The organism is Dubosiella muris (genome assembly GCF_004793885.1).
GTDB lineage: Bacteria > Bacillota_I > Bacilli_A > Erysipelotrichales > Erysipelotrichaceae > Dubosiella > Dubosiella muris.
Genome location: NZ_SRYG01000010.1, coordinates 56,597 through 72,784, shown reverse-complemented (window position 1 = coordinate 72,784; position 16,188 = coordinate 56,597). Strand labels below are relative to the sequence as shown.

Here is a 16,188-nt window from a genome sequence, read left to right as displayed (position 1 = left end):
ACTTGTAAATAATATCATACCTTACAAAAACCTCAACATAAAATTGCAAGATTGTGGGAGAAACGTGATTTTTTCAGGCACATCATTTCAAAAAAATGTGTATTACTGATATATTAATAAGTATTTTGTATTCAGTAACCACATTCCTTGAATTCTATTTATAATATAATCTATATAGATTGATAAAATTGGAGCGGATCGTTTTTTTAAATTGAAGTTGCATTCTTGTTTTTGAGTATACTTAAAACGTGCCAGCCCTTGGATTTTGGTGGCACATTTTGTTTTTATTCTTTCTTGGTTTCGTTAGCTAATATCCTTTTTCCCTCTATGGGATCGTATACCCATCTCTCGCATTTATACGCCTACCGTGCGTGGTGAAATCACGATTCCTTGTTGGTTGAGAATTTTCGTGATTCTTGGCGCTCCATACGTGTGGTCACTCTCCTCATAAATTTGCTGGATTTGTTTTTTCATTTCCTCTTTATGGAGCGCTTGTTGGCTTGGTTCTCTGTTTAAGTAATCGTAATATCCGGAGGGAGAGACGTTTAAAAGACGGAGCACTTTGGATATGGAAAAGCGTTTTCCGGCATTGTGTTCCTGCGCCACAAGTTCATAGAGGAGTTGGGTTAATTTTCCCTGATGCTGTTGGCTTAACGTCTCGTGCGCATTGTGCAATTCTTTTTGTACCCGGATATATTCTTTTTTAGCTTGTGAAAAATTGGATTTGACTGTAGATTGATTTTTCCTGTTTGGCATTGATCTGTGCTTCCTTTCATAGACAGTATAGTTCTATGGCATTGGTTTGGTAAGTTGAACTCTCTTTGACCTGTCCCATTGCAATTCAATTTCTATAACCTTTTGTATTTCTTTCTATCTTTCACTTGGTAAAATGCACATTCAAACTTTGTATATTTTTTCATCTTTATTCTGGATTTAATATAGTTTGTTTCTTTATTATATATAATTTTTCTGTATCATTTCTTGGGTTAATCCATTATTTATGGTATAATCGGTTCATAACACAGAATAAATGCGTAAAGGAGGGATAATTTATGTGGATAGAGAGCGTATATGGAAATTTTGTGATGAATCCGGAAAATTTAAATGAAATCTTTGCGGGCAATGGCAGCCGGATTTTTAAACAAGATGTGATTGACAGTTTTAATTGCCAACCTGGCGAAGAAATATGTCATCGCATTCCGTTTAAGACGATGAAAAACATCATGATGTATGCGGTAAATTTAGGGAGAGGAAAGAAAGAAGAAAATTTTAAAATCCTCAAAAACTTGCGGGACGTGGTCATGATTGAAAAAGTATGGGATGAAGAATCCGGGTGTATTGTGGCGCTAAAAGACGAGGAAACTGTGAAATTGGCGAATGAGTACATCAATGCTATCAATGATAATTGGAGGCCTTTCAATGAAGAGCAGGCAAAACACCTTGTGGATGCACTGGATTCCTTTTTAATGGAATTGAATAACGCGAAGGCAAACTTGCGGGTTGGCCGCGCTTGCTGGAACCATTCGATTGGCAACGCGTTTGATCCTTTTGAAAAACCTGCCCTTGCAGAAGTAGAAGGTAAATTGAGTTTTATTCTTGGTTGGGTGGATGGATTTATTTTGCAAATGATCGAAGGAGGCTGTCTTCCGGTTGCCCAGGGAGAAGAACTGTCCATCTATACGGGAACGGATAGAGATAGCGGTACTTCTTTTGTTTACTCTTCCCTCAACGAGGAAGAAGCGTTTCGGCCGGTAGGCTACGTGGACGAATGTAAGATTCCAATTTGGTATCCATGCTATGATCTTCTAAAGTGGAGCTATACTCACCTAAACCCTTTTGGCGGCAAAGTCACTCTGCCTCCGGAAAACGGAGAAGAGTAAATGGATACGACACCGATTCATCATGAGCCGGCGTTATCGAAAACCTTGTCAGAATATTCGTTCGGATGAGGAAATTCATAGGCAATGAGAATGAAACCATAGTATAATCAATTTGGATTGCGGCGGGACTTTAAACACACTTTGTGTTTATACGATGCCTAAAAGCACTGGATGCGTCCGGTGTTTTTTTATTCGTTCAAAGTCTAGTAAAATACTAGAAATTATTGTTTCATTGCTTTATTCCCCATAGATGAAAAAAGAGCATCATGACATGCGCCATGATGCCCGGTTGCTACGCAGGTTGTTTCGTTTTAAAAAACGATTTTACTTTTGATAAAGATTGATTCGTGATTCGCGCGATTCGCTCGTAGGACATACCTTCTTCGCGCAAATTGCGCATGATCGCTTCGGTGCGCTTCTTTGCCTTCTGACGTTCCTGAGCTCGTCCTTCCGCACGTCCTTCGTTCTTAGACTTTCTTTCAAATTCTCTCATGATCTCACACATGGCATTCACTCCTTCCGGTTCCTTTTTAAAATACGATACGGCTTCTCTAAGTTTATTATAAAACTGTTCATCCGACTAGGCACAGCAGAAATTATACTTTATTTTCAAAACGAATATATGAGACTATTTGCAACTAAAAATCTTCATAAACGAAGGACGAAGGGAATTGAAAAGACGGCTGAAGTACGTTATTTGTACACAATAAATTATACCAAAAAGGCCGAGCTAACTATCTTTCGATATTCAACTCGGTCGTTTTTATTTTGAAAGCCGGATATTTTTTAATTATCTATTACGCCCCTTTTATGGTCTATCAATAAGGAATCATCCATCCCTCTCAAAACAAGGAGGTGTACAACATTGTAAAAGATTCTTTTCTCAAGTTTCATCCTCTAGTTCTTTGGGAATATGTAAAGTATCAATTACTCTATTATCCTCACCTGGGACAAATTTTATTCTAATAGGATCTCCATCGTCTAAGATGGATACACGGCTTTTAATTTTGTCTAAATTTTGTATTACAGCACATTTCAATATATGCATATATTTAAATTTAAACTCTGCATCAAGCAGCTTTACATTGCATTCTCCAATGTAAGACAACATAGCAATTGAAGAATCTATATTTTCAAATTGTTTTCGCATGGCTTCTCCCACCACTCCTGAAAAACTTGCTTCTTCCCATGTGGATTCCACTTCATCATTAAGAATTAAATCGGATATTTTCACAATATTATTGTATTCTTCCAAACTAATGTCTCTGTGTGTATTCATTTCTACTTTAAAATAATTTTCAATTGCACATACTCTTTGTAGAAAATCAATTTCTTCAGGAATAGAAGGGAAACCGGATTCATAATTTACATTATCAACGATTCCTGCAATAAAATCTTTTTTTGCATCTAACATATATATATGCAAATCTTTGGCACGAATCAATTCATCCATAAATCGTGCATAATTTAATAATTCACGGTTATTAGCTTTAGTTTGATTAATTTTAAAATCTACTTTTTTTGGATTTTTAGGATTCATTTTTACCTCGAAATAAATGATTGGTGCGGAATCTACTTGCTCTCTATTATTTATAATATAGGTTCCATCATCTAAAATTTTTTCAGTGCGAAGTAAAATATAATCAAAATATGTTTTTTCACCGACTTTAATTGCGCATGGGAATGCTTTCGGAAATTCTGGGGGATTTATTACAATATCTTTTCCTATAAGTTGTGTAGCTTCGTTCTGAATTGGATCGGGTTCATCTCCTAATAACTTCACCGCCTCACTTACAGATAATACTAATTTTAATTGGTTTCTATAAGCGAAAACAAAAGGATCCATTGTTGTATCGTCAAAATAACGGTCACCTACACGTATCGTTGCCTTACAATTCAACTTAGCCGGATATTTTCTTTCTGCATCAACAGAAAGAGGAATACTTTTAAGATTTTTACCATTATATGTATAACCATAATATGGATAAAGCCGATGCTCCACAGACATTCCTGCGAATAATTTTGTTAATTGTTTTTCGACTTGTGGAGTTTGTTCATCTGCCACCATTTGTGACATTTTCTCTACTGAATATAAATTAGATTCTTTGATAGCACCTTGTAGAGCTAAAGATGCGGAATTTACTGCGATAATTGTATTTTCATTAATTTCATCAATCATTTCAGACGCAAGATAATACTCTGGAAATGAAATTTTATCTTTAAAAAAATTTCGAATAATTTCTAAACAAGTCGCGATTATACTACGCACACGTCCCCTTGATTTCTCAGTAGAGGCTTTAGATTTTGCTATGGCTTTTGATATAATTTTTTCATGAGCTTCTCTTCGTTCATTCTTTTTTATTGAAAAAACTCTTTGAGTAACATCATCCAGTAATTCCTGAGAAATATATTCTATGAGGCCTTGAAAATCGCATTCTTCCGCCATTGTACACACAGAATTATACTTTTTCTCTCTTTCAATATATTCTTTAAGTGCGCATTTCAATTTGTGTTCGTCTATTTTTGAATCCGCATGCTGTTTCACTGCATCTAAACCTAAATTGGCCAAATACTCTGCTACCAGTTCCATTTTCCATTCATCCCCTTTCGTGTGATTATTTAATTTATAGATTATATCTTATTTATCAGATTAAAAAACCATCTAACATAAACAACATCAATCCCATTCGATTTCTTCTTCCGCAACATTGTAAATCGTTGTTCTATGTTCGATATTGATTTCATTCACGATCCATCCATGCGCAATACAACGATTGATAAAATCTGTATACCGGTTTTTGCCATGAATTTCTTTCAAAGTGATTACGATTCCAAAATCAATATCTTCTCCGTATTTTTCATCCAGTCTTTCTCTTTCATTGATCTTAATTCCCCAGAAGCCATTCTCTGTCATCGCTTTCACATCTTTTGATTTTTCATTTACTTTCTCTTCAAGATGTTTCACATTGTCCCATTTTCGAAATGTTTTACGGGCAGTTTCTTCATAACATACATGAATCCCGTCTTCTCCTTGATGATTGGCATTAATGGCTTTGATTTGAAAATTTCCTTTTTTATCCTCATATACTCTTCCGAAATGAATATCAAGTTCTGTACAGGAATAATCAACACCATTGTAGCGATCACATTTTGGAAAATATGTCATTGTTACTTTTGCTTTAAATGGATGCTTTCCGTCAATTGCATTCACTGGAAGACGATGAGTATATATTTCCGTATTTTTCATTTTTCCACTCATTACAAATCGAATTTCATTCTCTTTCGATTGAAGAACATCATATATAGAAACTGGAACAATTCCATAGCCGACTTCAAATTGTTGTTGGGTGTCCCAGTCTGCTGCGCTATCAATCAGCAAAGCTTTTGCCACTTCGCGGGGAATCCCCATTTTTTCAATCAGATAGGAAGCTTTTCGTGCGATCCAAGGAGCGGCGTAACTCGTACCCATAGCATGCGTGATTTCTCCGGAAGCACTCACAACATTTATAGGCTCTTCTATCGTTCCTCCATAATAGGAAAGATCTGGTTTTATAAAAAAAGACAGCACAGGACCTTTACGAGCATATGGCGGCACCTCCTTCTTTAAAGATACCGAATTGACAACGATCGAATTTAGAGAATCTGCCGGACTACCAATTCGATAGGACTTATTGACAATCTTTGCCGGTTTATTGGTTCCAGCAACAATAAACAAAACATCATATTTGAATTGCAGTTCGTCTAGTAAAGCGCCCTGAACAGACATATAATTTCGGGATACTTCCAATTCTGATCCTAATGAAATATTCCAAACCTTTATGTCCAGATTATTTTCTACAATATCGCGAATTTGTTTTAGAGCGGTTGAATTGTTTAATTTTCCACTTGCTCCTATCCCAAAATGGCGAACACGAAAACGACCACAATGATCATCTAAATGAGGATTCAGAGATGGTCCATCTACAATGATGGAACTCACTCGTGTTCCATGTTCGTAATCTGCAGCATTGAGTTCGATCTCGTTGGAAGTCACTCGCTTATAATCGACCCATTTATCAAAATAAGTGGAGCCCTTTTTAAAATGCATGTCGATGACTCCGATCACCGGCTCATCATCCGGATCCGGTATTTCTTTCAACTCATAAATTGGCTTGGAAAGCTGGAACTGGATCGGACTCACTTCATTCAGATCTTTTAAGCCCATAGAAACAAGATACGGAACTTCTTTTAAGATCACATCCATGTCGCGTTTTGAAAACACATAAGTTTGCTCATCGATCTTTTCGATATTCAACAGATCGATATTGAGCTTCTCAAATAAACGATCCAGATTAATCGAAGTTTTATAAAACGTAAGCATATGATTTCCGTTTTCATTCAGCACTTCTTTTTCTATAGAAAAAGACTCAATTTCTTTTAAATCGACAAAGCCTTGAACCAACTCTGAATAGCTGTAACTATCCCGTTTAAAAAAAGATTTTAGCTCATTGATTTTTTTTTCCGTAGCCATTCCATCAAATTGAGTATCTGTTATATTTTCCAAAAATTTTAAAAGTTGAATCGTATCTGTTAATTGTTCGATCGAAATATAATAAGTAATGATATGAGTCTTACCAATACTGTTTTCATCAAACCCTTTATATTTTGCTCCACAAATAAATTTAGAACTTCGCTTCGATCTTGTACCCAGAATACGATTTACACGACTTGATTTTGGAATTACTCGTTTATAATGAATGCTTACCAAAGCGCCATCTAGATATTTTTCAGATTCCCAAAATTGTCTGATTTTTTCAAGCTGGATCCTAAATTGCTGAATCGTATCCGTTTCTAATTTAAGTCCCTTTAATTGTGGTACAGGTTTATTATTTTTAGGTTTACTTGAATTCAGCTCTCCTCGTAATTCAAAAATATTATTCATTATTCTCTCCTTAATTCACGATCGATCGCACTTCTTGATTTTTGAAGCAATGCCTCCGATTCTCGAATAGTAAAACCTTGTTCTTTCAGAATTTGAGCATCCGGAATCGAATGTTCAGTAACCAAACTATATAGACGAACGAGGTAATCCGACTCATCCTGAGGGTCACTAAAGGCGATTGCAGTACGAATGATATTTTTTAATTCTGCAGGCGTTTCGGGAAGATTCAAATTCAATATTTTTTTGAATAAGCGCAAATTCTTTGTTGTAATTTGCGCTTGTGCTAAATAACGATTTAATAATTTTTCAGCAAGCTCGATTCGATCCTGTTTGGAATATCGGTCAAATGATACAACTTTATCAAATCTTCTTAATAACGCTTTGTCCAACTGTTTCAGTAAATTCGTTGTTCCGATGATTGTGGCACGATAATCAAGCAGATCAAACTGTTTTAAGATTGTGGATGTAACCCGGCTCATTTCCCGAACATCTTGCTGATCAAGTCGATTCGAAACCAAAGAATCGATTTCATCAATTAAAATAATAGAAGGTTCAATTTTAACTAATTGATCGATCTCTTTAAAAAGCTTAGATATATTTTTTGATGTTTGTCCTAATTTGCTATCGATCAAAGCTTCAACATTCACATTGTATACAGCACGATTCAATATCCTGCCTAACTGTTTACCTGCTTCCGTTTTTCCTGTTCCAGGTTTTCCTACGAATAAGAATTTATTGACACCCATATTTCGATTTGCTGCATTCGCAATACCCATAATTTCGTTCATAATCGGTTCTGGCAGCAGCAATGGCTCTCCATTCCCCCCAACTTGATCTAAAAATTCATACGTATGGTTGGCCTCCATCGGTATCCAAGTTTGCGAACTTGAGAGAAACATCATAATATACTGAGCTAATTCCTGATCCCCTGATTGACTAAATTCCTTCGCAATAGAATAAGCTTCAGATTTAAAAGCTTTTTCATTTTTTTCAAAATGATATTTTATTAAATTCAGCACCGATTTCTTTTTCATTGTCTCACTCTCTTCTCTTTATCATATAATACATCTAATCGGGACAAAAAATCAATTTTTGAGACAAAATTTATCTATATAGAATATCTTAACTCATCCAATATCGTTAATTATTCGTACATATCACGAACCCCTTCTCTCCATTTGAGTTTCAATAAAAGAAACAAAAAAAGTGTACCCTTATAAAACACACTCTATCTGATGAAAAAAATCTAAAACAACTTGATGAACCAACGTCTTTATTCATACGAAGCCAGAAATCTTCAAAAGGGCGCGAGAATTTAAAAAAGCAAGTAAATTAAAGATCCAGGGCTTTATTTGATTTATTAAAGACAATCTATATAAATGACATTGTGTCAAACATTTTTTTCATTCAAAGTCTAGCCAAATGCTTGAAATTATTGACTCATTACTTTGTTTCCCATGGATTAAGATTCACGGTTTGAAATTTGGATAGGTATGTCATTAAAAAAGAGCACCATGACGTATGCCATGATGCCTGCTTGTTAGGCGGTTTGCTGCATCTTAAAAAACGATTTCACTTTCGACAAAGACCGATTGATGATTTGCACAATTGCTTCGTAAGATATGCCTTCTCAAAAACTGAAGGTAGCGCTTTTTATTCCACCTCTATGTCTACTCTTCCATTTTTCTTCGGATAATCACAATGAGCGCGCATACAATTTTGTTTAGATTCACCATTAAATCTTCGACTTCTTTTTCTTGTATAGGAATCGCTTTCAATGAATATACATGAAGCGACGCTTGATGAACGATTGGGTTTCGCAAATCATTTAATTGGATAATTGTATTTCGAAATTGCTCTTCCGTTTTCACCTGTGATCCTCTTTTATAAAACGCCTCGTCCGCAACCTCTTTTTTCGAGATGCCTATGAGTCCAAATTGTTGGCACATTTTTTCAAAATGACATAAAGAGGATGTATTATATTTTCTATCCAGTACAGCCAGAAACCACTCTTCACTAAACTGGATTTCCATTCCTTCTTCAATCTCTTCTATCGAAATTACAAGATCTTTGTAGTATTTTGGTGTTTTCTCCCATCTTCCAGCAAACATATTGACCAATCCAAGCTTCACGATTTCATGAAGAATAAAATCGAACAAGCTGAATAAAAATGAGATTTGACTTCGTAACACATACTCTTTTTCACTCGCTGTTTTTAAAAGTGTTTGAAATGAATCTTGTAAAATGCTAAATTGCTCATTCCACGTATTTTCTATCGTTTCCAGATTCCGAAGATCTCGTTTACTCCAACGATTGGGAATTTTGCTTTCAGCCCTTGGCTGCAAATCTAGCGTACTCATTTCATCTCCTGATTCAGGATCCCTGATCCGAGCATTGGGATTCCACCATATTTTCCTTCAATATAATTGTTTCTAAAGTTCTCATTTTGACGAATCCCTTTTAATTCTACCATGGAATATAAATCGGTAAATCGGTTTTGGGGTTCCATTTCAGTAAACCAAATTTGATCACGGCGAAACAACTTCGAAGACAACAAGCTCGTATCATGCGTAATCAAAATCAATTGCGCGTTATGGATATGCGCGTAATCGTTAAAATATCGAATAATAGTCGAGACTAAAAACTCATGCAGTCCATTTTCAAATTCATCGAAAAATATTAGGCAGCCGTTTTCTAACGCATCAATAATTGGACACAATACGCGAAACAATTTTTGAACACCACTTGATTCCTCATTCAATTCAACGGAAAACTTTCCATAATCTAGCATGACTTTCACATTAACAAATTCAGTTTGTTGTGCTGTTTGTTTCAAGAAATCTCGCATAAAATCTGGAATCTCCAACTCTTCCAAAGCATAAGAGTTCTCATCAATTTTAAAATTTTGAATCGGAATATCCAAACTTCTTAAAAAACGCGAAAACTTTTCTTTCATATCCTTTCTGGACATTAATAATTTTAAAGATTGTTCGAGCCACATTTCATCAGAACTATAATCTAAGATCCATTTTTTTCCAAAATATAAATAAGCATTGTTAAGAGATTCGTTTTGCGACAAATTGGCCGCACACGACAAAAACAACCGATTTGGTTTTAAAGCCTCTTCCACCAGCATAAACTCGTTTTTAAATTTTGAACCACGAATCACTTCATTTCCATTTCGTTCAAAAATTTTTGTTTCTCTTTTCTTTGGAAAAAAATACAAGTATTCATGTTCAACTTCCCCATTTTTAAATTCCACACCATAAGCGTATCGAACACCTGCCGCTACGAATTGGACATAAAATCCGGAACTTTCATTGCCTAACGCCTTATGGTGTGGAAGCGAAAAAACAGCCTCCGGCGAATTTTTGAAACTGTTCAAAACCGCCTGTTGTAAAAACTTCATTGCCTTTAACAAATTTGTCTTTCCAGTTCCGTTCGCCCCATAAATAACGCAGCTTGGCAAGACGCGATACTTATCAAATAGGAGCAGTTTTTCTTCTTCTCTATTCTCTTGTCCAGCCAGCATAGACAATGCGACTTCATCGCCGATCGAACAAAAGTTTTTCACTCGAAATTCTAATAACATCTCCTATTCCTCCTTTTCTATATCTCTATATTACCTTTTATTTTACACAATTTAAATGACTAATTTGCGTTTTTTTCGCAATTTTTAAGTTTAAAATGTGAAAAACAGCTTCTTAATCCCTTATATAAAAAATGGATTGAAGCGATTTTACTTTAGTTCTATTAGGGCAAAAATGATCCTATTTTTTTTAAAAGTCAAAATTCATTTTTCAAAGTAAACTTTCCGCGAATACAAAATCATTCAGCAGAACGCTGTTAATAAAGTTGTCCTATTAGATAAGCATCTGAACTAGTGATATGTAGAAAGTTAATTCTCTTTCTTTTTTTACCTTTCTAATGTATAGTAAAAGCACGATTGAGGTGTATGTTTTCGGACTGCACTGGGGGAGGCACTCTGTGGCTCTCTTTTTTTATTCACATTTTTTATAGAGAAATCTGATTAGCCTTAAAGAAATCCTTCCTGAAAAAAATAGAAAAATTAACCAAATCCCCCTCGGAGAGTAGCGACTCTCCGATTTTCTTTTTCACTTTTATTCTGTATTTTTTCTTCTATAACCCGTTATATTTATCTATTTTATCAAATAATTCTGTATTTTTGGTTGTGATATTCCATTTTCTATGGTATAATTCATTCACACAAAGAAAGGAGAACAGCATGCCAAACAACTATGAACTACAGGTTTGCGAGGACTCGTACTCGGTCTTTGTCGACGAAGTGCAATACTTCCTGTCGCAGGAAAACGGAAACGACCTTCCTCTCATTCAAACCCAAAAACAATCTCTTTTGATGAAAATCAATTTGGAGGAGATGCTGAAAAATCTTCTCAACTGTACCAAGCTGCTGGACGTCGTGTATTGCTCGGTAGCCGGGATTGGCACACTGCCCGGACGGGTCAGCCAGCTCCAAACTTCCCTGCTCCAGACGGTCAGCGACAGCGAGTTGACAATGAACTCGTTTGTCCGCTCGACATCGAAAGTCCTGTCCGATTTAAGCGAGGTGTATCCATGTCTGGGCGATGGCGACTATCAAAGCGCGGTGTCGATTCTTCAGTCCGTCAAAAACGTCGCGAAAGCGATGGAAAACGCCGCCATTGAAATTCGGGACGCCTTCCAGGCGCGCTGCGACGAGACGGCCTCCATTTTGCAAGACGCTTTCCACAGCAACCAGGAATTTCTCGACCACCGCGATCAAACGACCGAGGAACTCACGGAAATGAACGCGGAACTCGAAGCGCTTGAAGTGTTGAAAACGATTTTGGAAACCCAAGTCGAAACGATGAACGAGGAATACAAGGCCCTTGAAAAGAAAGAGGAACAAGCGGCGGACCGGGCGTTTGGACTAGAACTGACCGGCGCGATTTTGGGCGGCCTCGGAGAACTCGTCACCACGGTGCTCCCGATCAAAGATCTTGTGGGCGGCATCACCCCAGAACCAAGCGCCGAAGCGACATCCACCCCGGATCCGGTCGATGATTCCCAAATCGCCCAAAACGAGGAAGTGCGAAAATCCAAACAGAAAAAAGACGATTTAGAAACGCGTGAAAAACAACTCGATCAAGACATCGAAGCGCTCAAAAAAGAGCTGAGCGATCCATCCATTACCGATTTGGAAAAAAAGCGCCAGACGCTCAAAGAAAAGGAAACGGAACGCGAACAGCTCGAGCAGGACATCAAAACGCAGGAAAAGACGATTGAAAAAGTGTCGGGCGCCCTCAAAGCAGCCGGAAGCAGTTTCACTACCGCCGCCTCCCATGAGCAAACCTCGGTCGAAGCCTACAACAAACGACTGGAAGAACTTGCCCGCCTGCGTCACGAAATGGCGCAGCAGGACGCGGAAAACAAAGCGAAGATCGCCAAATACAAAGCGAAAATCGCGTCGTCCATCGACCATAAAAAAGATTTGGACTTGACGATCCAGTCGCTGACGATGGCCATCGGCAGCATGCGCCGCATCGTCACGATCCTGAACGAAACGATCTTGTTTTGGAAAGGCGTCGTGGTATGCTGCGAGACGTTGGCCGACTCCGAGCTGGCCGCCAAAATCGAGGAAGCCGAACAAACCGAATCGAAAACGGAAAAACGGTTTTACGAAAAACGGTTGTTTATTAAGCCGTTCCTGCTCTATTTCATTCAATGGCAGGCGCTGCGCCTCATTTCCAACGAATATGTCGACAGCATGGACACAGTACGAAAAAGCCTGGCCGAAGCCATGGCGGAAAAAGAAGGGACGCGTGAGGAACAATGGAACAAAGCCGCGGCGAAAGCGCAAACTTTGGACGTCTGATCGAACAGCGTCTTGCCGAGCTCAACATTTACTTGCAAGACGCCCGCAACGATGCCAGCGCGTTTGAAATCGACATCGCGAAAATCAAGCTGGAGATTTGGATGAAAGAAGCCAAAACGAAAAAAGAGCTCGCGGAACACGAAGTCGCGACGTACGGCGCGCTCAAAAGCGATTTGCTCGATTCGGAAAGCCAGCTATACGACAAAATGGAAACGGGCGAAAAAGCAAGCGGCGAGCTGTCCGCCCGGCTCGCGCAACTCTCAAGCCGCCTTACTTCGTTTGAAAAAGAGACGAACGATTTGAACACGGAAATCCAATCGCTGCAAAACCAATACAACGAAGCGCGAAAAAAACGCGAAAAAGCGAGTACGTGGTACTACATGATCATTCCCGGATACAACTTGTATTTGGCGCTGGACGCGGAAATCAACGCGAGCGCCGAACGCCTGCAAACGCTCAAGCGCCGGTTGGAAAACCGGGAACATACGCGACAGGCGCTGCTGGACGAGGTGCGGCAAACGCGGCAGGCGTTTTTAAACAGCCAGGACGAGTCGTCCAAATACGCCAGCGCCATCGCGGAACTGAAAAAGACGCTGCTCGAGATAACGGATAAAATTTCGGAAAGCAAAAAATCGCTCGTCGCGTGGAACGAGCTGTACATCCAATATGGAACGATGAAGCAGGAGCTTGAAATCAACGGAACGCTTCCGCCTTGTTTCCTGAAACAAATCACCATTTAAAAAGGAGGGAAAACCATGGGTATTCAAAGTAAAAACGGGCATTTTATCTTAACTGGCGACAACAGGCTGACGCTTGGAAACTCAAAAGTTCGAATTTTCAAGCCGGCGGTCCTGGCCATGTTCCCGTGCCAAAACGACGAGGATCTCTGCCATCGGATTTCATTTCAAACGATGAAGGAAGTCATCGGCTTCGCGTTTGATCCATCCATCGAAAATCCATTCACTGTGTTTAAAAACCTGCGTGACCTGGTCATGATCCATAAAGGATGGAACGAAGTCACCCGGCAAATCGAGTATTGGAATTCCGACCTGGGAGATACCGAGGCGATCGTGGAAGAGCTTTGCCAGCTGTGGCCGCCAAGGACCCCGGAGCTTTCGCAAAATTTCGTGGATTTGCTTGACGACTTACTAATGGAGTTAAACAACGCGCCCGCCAATTTACGACGGGGCAGCGCCAACTGGAACCATTCGATTGGCAACGCGTTTGATCCGGCCGAAGCGTATGTTGTCGATGAGGAAAACATGCGCTTTCAGCTAGGCTATGTGGATGGATTTATCTTGCAAATCATAGAGAACGGCTTCATTCCTATCGGATCTGGAAAAGAAATGTGCATCTATACGGGGTTTCATAGCGACGGCTCTCCGTTTGTTTACTCTTCGCAAAATCCGGAAAATGAATTTGAGCCGGTAGACAATGTTGGTCCTTGCGATTTTCAAATCGTGTATCCAGTTTTTGACTTGGACACTTGGAAATCCATCGGAGAACGGACTTTTTCCGGAACGATTGCCTTGCCGCCCGATCCGGAGGAGCAGTAAAAAACAATGCAATGCGGACAATGAAAATTGTCCTTTTTGCCGTTCATCTACAAAAAAGCCAGACTTTAACGAAAAAGTCTGACAAAATTTCTTAATAACACTTTTTGCAAGGCTCAAAGCCCCACGCAATCGCCTGTTCTTTGGAAACTTGCGATGGATTTTTCATATTCGAGCACGAGGCGTGCATGTGGTATTTGCTTTCGGTTCGAGGAATCCATACGAGCGTGCTTTGATTGTCCACGGCTTGCGTCTGGGATTGGAGCTGCTGCTCAGCGAGCGCTTGCTGGCGTTTCGCCTCTTCTTCCGCCCGCTTTTGTTCCTCTTCGGCTTTTTTACGCGCCTCTTCCTCTTGCCGCTTTTTTTCCTCCGCTTCTTTTTTCAAATCGCGAATGTCGCTTGTTTTGCGATCAATCACAAATTCGGGCTGCTCGTTGTAGACAAACACGTCAAAAGACAGCGTATCGTCTTCCATAGACCGCGCCTTAAGGAAAACGCCGTTGCATAGCTTCGCTTCCGGTTCGTACAATGGATCGACGCGATAGGTCACGTGGTTTCCGGTTTCGGCGATGTAGTCTTCAATTTTTGAAAAATAATTTTCCAATTCACTGGCAAATGCCGGCGTTCCCGCGACGATCAAGCCGTCCTGCGCCTGATCCATCAACTCGACCGGCACAAGACGAGTCTTTTGATAAAACTGATCGGATTCAATAAAATCGGACGTGACCGATTTCCATCCCAATGGCTCGAAATCCTCTTCTACCTGCCAATCCTGCCGCACATTGTCGGCACCAAGAACAACAGCCGTCGTTTCCACTTTTCCTTCTTTGGCTTTCACATACAATTCATCAAACAGCGATTCTGCATTCAACGCCGGTTTTTCCTCGCTCACAACAAAGGAGGCGGAACCTGAAAAAGCCGGAACGTCTTGTTTGGATGCTTTCGCCATCGCATTGACTGCCAGTTCCTGCGCCGTCGTCCGCGTCTGTTCCAATTCCGAAATCAAGGCGTCCTTCTCGTTTTCCAGTGTTTGATTCGAGTCCGTCAGATGAACCACTTCTTGATTTGCTTGCGCCAACTCGCTTTCCAATCGGGAAACTTCCCCGTTTTTTGTCAGGCCAAAGCCCAGCCCGCCCATTCCAAGCAAAGCCGCCAGGCCAAAACATAAAAGATTGTTTTTTCCTTCTTTAAACCCTTTCATTTCAATTTCTCCTTCTTCTTTTATCTCATTATATACTGACTCGGCGAAGAAATAAAACAAAAATCTTATTTCTATAAAAAAGAGAGAAAATCAAGGGATTCCCTCCATTTTCTCTCAATCCTTGTTTTACCATCCGCGACGACAATGTCCCCCGCCCTGGCCATGATGCCCGCCACCGTAGCCTTTCGGTTGTTGTGGCGCACAGTTTGGCGCTTGCGCGCAATTTTGTCCCTGTCCGCCATTGCCCATTGGCACATCTTGCGTCGTAATGTTTTGGGCGGCAGCCTGCGCTTGCGCCTGTTGTTGTCGCTGCCAGGCGCGTTCCCGTTTTTGGGCGCATGCTTCCTGCACCTGTCCATCAATGACGCATTGCGCCCGCTGATAGCAGTCCCGCATCGGATTGACGCAAAACGCGAAATCCGTCATACAAAACGGCTCGCCATTTTGAACTTCGCTCTCATTGGCCAGCGCGGAAACGCCGCCCAATCCAAGCACACACGACAACCCGATCCCGAATAAAATCGCTTTTCCTTTTTTTACCTTCCTCATCTTTCCTGCTCCTTGTTAAGTCCATTCTGGCATCCTCGATTTTAAAAGGCAAGGACAAGTAAAAGAAAAAATCCGAAACGAAGAGACAAAATAAAAATAGCCCCTCAAATAGTTTGGAAGACTAGAGGCTATTTTTATCTCTATAAAAATCCGAACCATCATTGAACATAATGGGTTCCTTTTTCGATTTCATTATAAGTCCCGCTCTT

Annotated in this window: 13 protein-coding genes; 4 read left to right on the top strand and 9 right to left on the bottom strand. The window is 39.7% G+C overall.

Translation table 11 applies throughout. The features are described from left to right. Window positions 1–354: 354 nt before the first annotated feature. Window positions 355–756, bottom strand: coding sequence for an IS3 family transposase (locus E5336_RS06145; protein ID WP_135980214.1), 402 nt, complete (start codon window positions 754–756; stop codon window positions 355–357). 296 nt (window positions 757–1,052) lie between these two features. On the opposite strand from E5336_RS06145, the gene E5336_RS06140 reads away from it, so the two are divergent. Then, window positions 1,053–1,880, top strand: a complete 828-nt coding sequence (locus tag E5336_RS06140) for a hypothetical protein (protein ID WP_135980212.1) — start codon at window positions 1,053–1,055, stop codon at window positions 1,878–1,880. A gap of 292 nt (window positions 1,881–2,172) precedes the next feature. Here E5336_RS06140 and E5336_RS06135 read toward each other — a convergent pair whose 3' ends face one another. The 6 genes from E5336_RS06135 to E5336_RS06110 form a co-directional block, all read right to left on the bottom strand. Next, window positions 2,173–2,385 (bottom strand): hypothetical protein, encoded by a 213-nt coding sequence (locus E5336_RS06135; protein ID WP_135980211.1) that lies wholly within the window; start codon window positions 2,383–2,385, stop codon window positions 2,173–2,175. A gap of 378 nt (window positions 2,386–2,763) precedes the next feature. Further along, on the bottom strand, window positions 2,764–4,470 hold the full coding sequence (locus E5336_RS06130) for a hypothetical protein (protein ID WP_135980209.1): 1,707 nt from the start codon (window positions 4,468–4,470) through the stop codon (window positions 2,764–2,766). 87 nt (window positions 4,471–4,557) lie between these two features. Beyond that, window positions 4,558–6,801, bottom strand: a complete 2,244-nt coding sequence (locus tag E5336_RS06125) for a S8 family peptidase (RefSeq protein ID WP_135980208.1) — start codon at window positions 6,799–6,801, stop codon at window positions 4,558–4,560. After that, complete coding sequence (locus E5336_RS06120) at window positions 6,801–7,835, bottom strand: ATP-binding protein (RefSeq protein ID WP_135980207.1); 1,035 nt, start codon at window positions 7,833–7,835, stop codon at window positions 6,801–6,803. The genes E5336_RS06125 and E5336_RS06120 overlap by 1 nt, the downstream gene beginning before the upstream one ends. A gap of 636 nt (window positions 7,836–8,471) precedes the next feature. After that, complete coding sequence (locus E5336_RS06115) at window positions 8,472–9,161, bottom strand: hypothetical protein (protein ID WP_135980206.1); 690 nt, start codon at window positions 9,159–9,161, stop codon at window positions 8,472–8,474. Further along, a complete protein-coding gene (locus E5336_RS06110; RefSeq protein ID WP_135980205.1) occupies window positions 9,158–10,393 on the bottom strand; it encodes an AAA family ATPase in 1,236 nt (411 codons plus the stop codon). Before E5336_RS06110 ends, E5336_RS06115 begins: the two co-directional genes overlap by 4 nt. A 654-nt stretch (window positions 10,394–11,047) precedes the next feature. Here E5336_RS06110 and E5336_RS06105 point away from each other — a divergent pair. The 3 genes from E5336_RS06105 to E5336_RS06095 are packed head-to-tail and all read left to right on the top strand — an operon-like array spanning window position 11,048 to window position 14,232. Beyond that, complete coding sequence (locus E5336_RS06105; RefSeq protein WP_135980203.1) at window positions 11,048–12,676, top strand: coiled-coil domain-containing protein; 1,629 nt, start codon at window positions 11,048–11,050, stop codon at window positions 12,674–12,676. Further along, a complete protein-coding gene (locus E5336_RS06100) occupies window positions 12,634–13,416 on the top strand; it encodes a coiled-coil domain-containing protein (RefSeq protein WP_135980202.1) in 783 nt (260 codons plus the stop codon). The genes E5336_RS06105 and E5336_RS06100 overlap by 43 nt, the downstream gene beginning before the upstream one ends. A gap of 15 nt (window positions 13,417–13,431) precedes the next feature. Further along, window positions 13,432–14,232, top strand: coding sequence for a hypothetical protein (locus tag E5336_RS06095; RefSeq protein WP_135980201.1), 801 nt, complete (start codon window positions 13,432–13,434; stop codon window positions 14,230–14,232). Window positions 14,233–14,323: 91 nt separating this feature from the next. Here the strand turns inward: E5336_RS06095 and E5336_RS06090 are convergent, their stop codons facing one another. Further along, complete coding sequence (locus E5336_RS06090; RefSeq protein WP_135980200.1) at window positions 14,324–15,430, bottom strand: hypothetical protein; 1,107 nt, start codon at window positions 15,428–15,430, stop codon at window positions 14,324–14,326. A gap of 126 nt (window positions 15,431–15,556) precedes the next feature. Further along, window positions 15,557–15,979 carry a hypothetical protein gene (locus E5336_RS06085; protein ID WP_135980199.1) on the bottom strand — a complete coding sequence of 141 codons (423 nt, stop codon included), beginning with the start codon at window positions 15,977–15,979 and terminating at the stop codon, window positions 15,557–15,559. Window positions 15,980–16,188 lie beyond the last annotated feature (209 nt).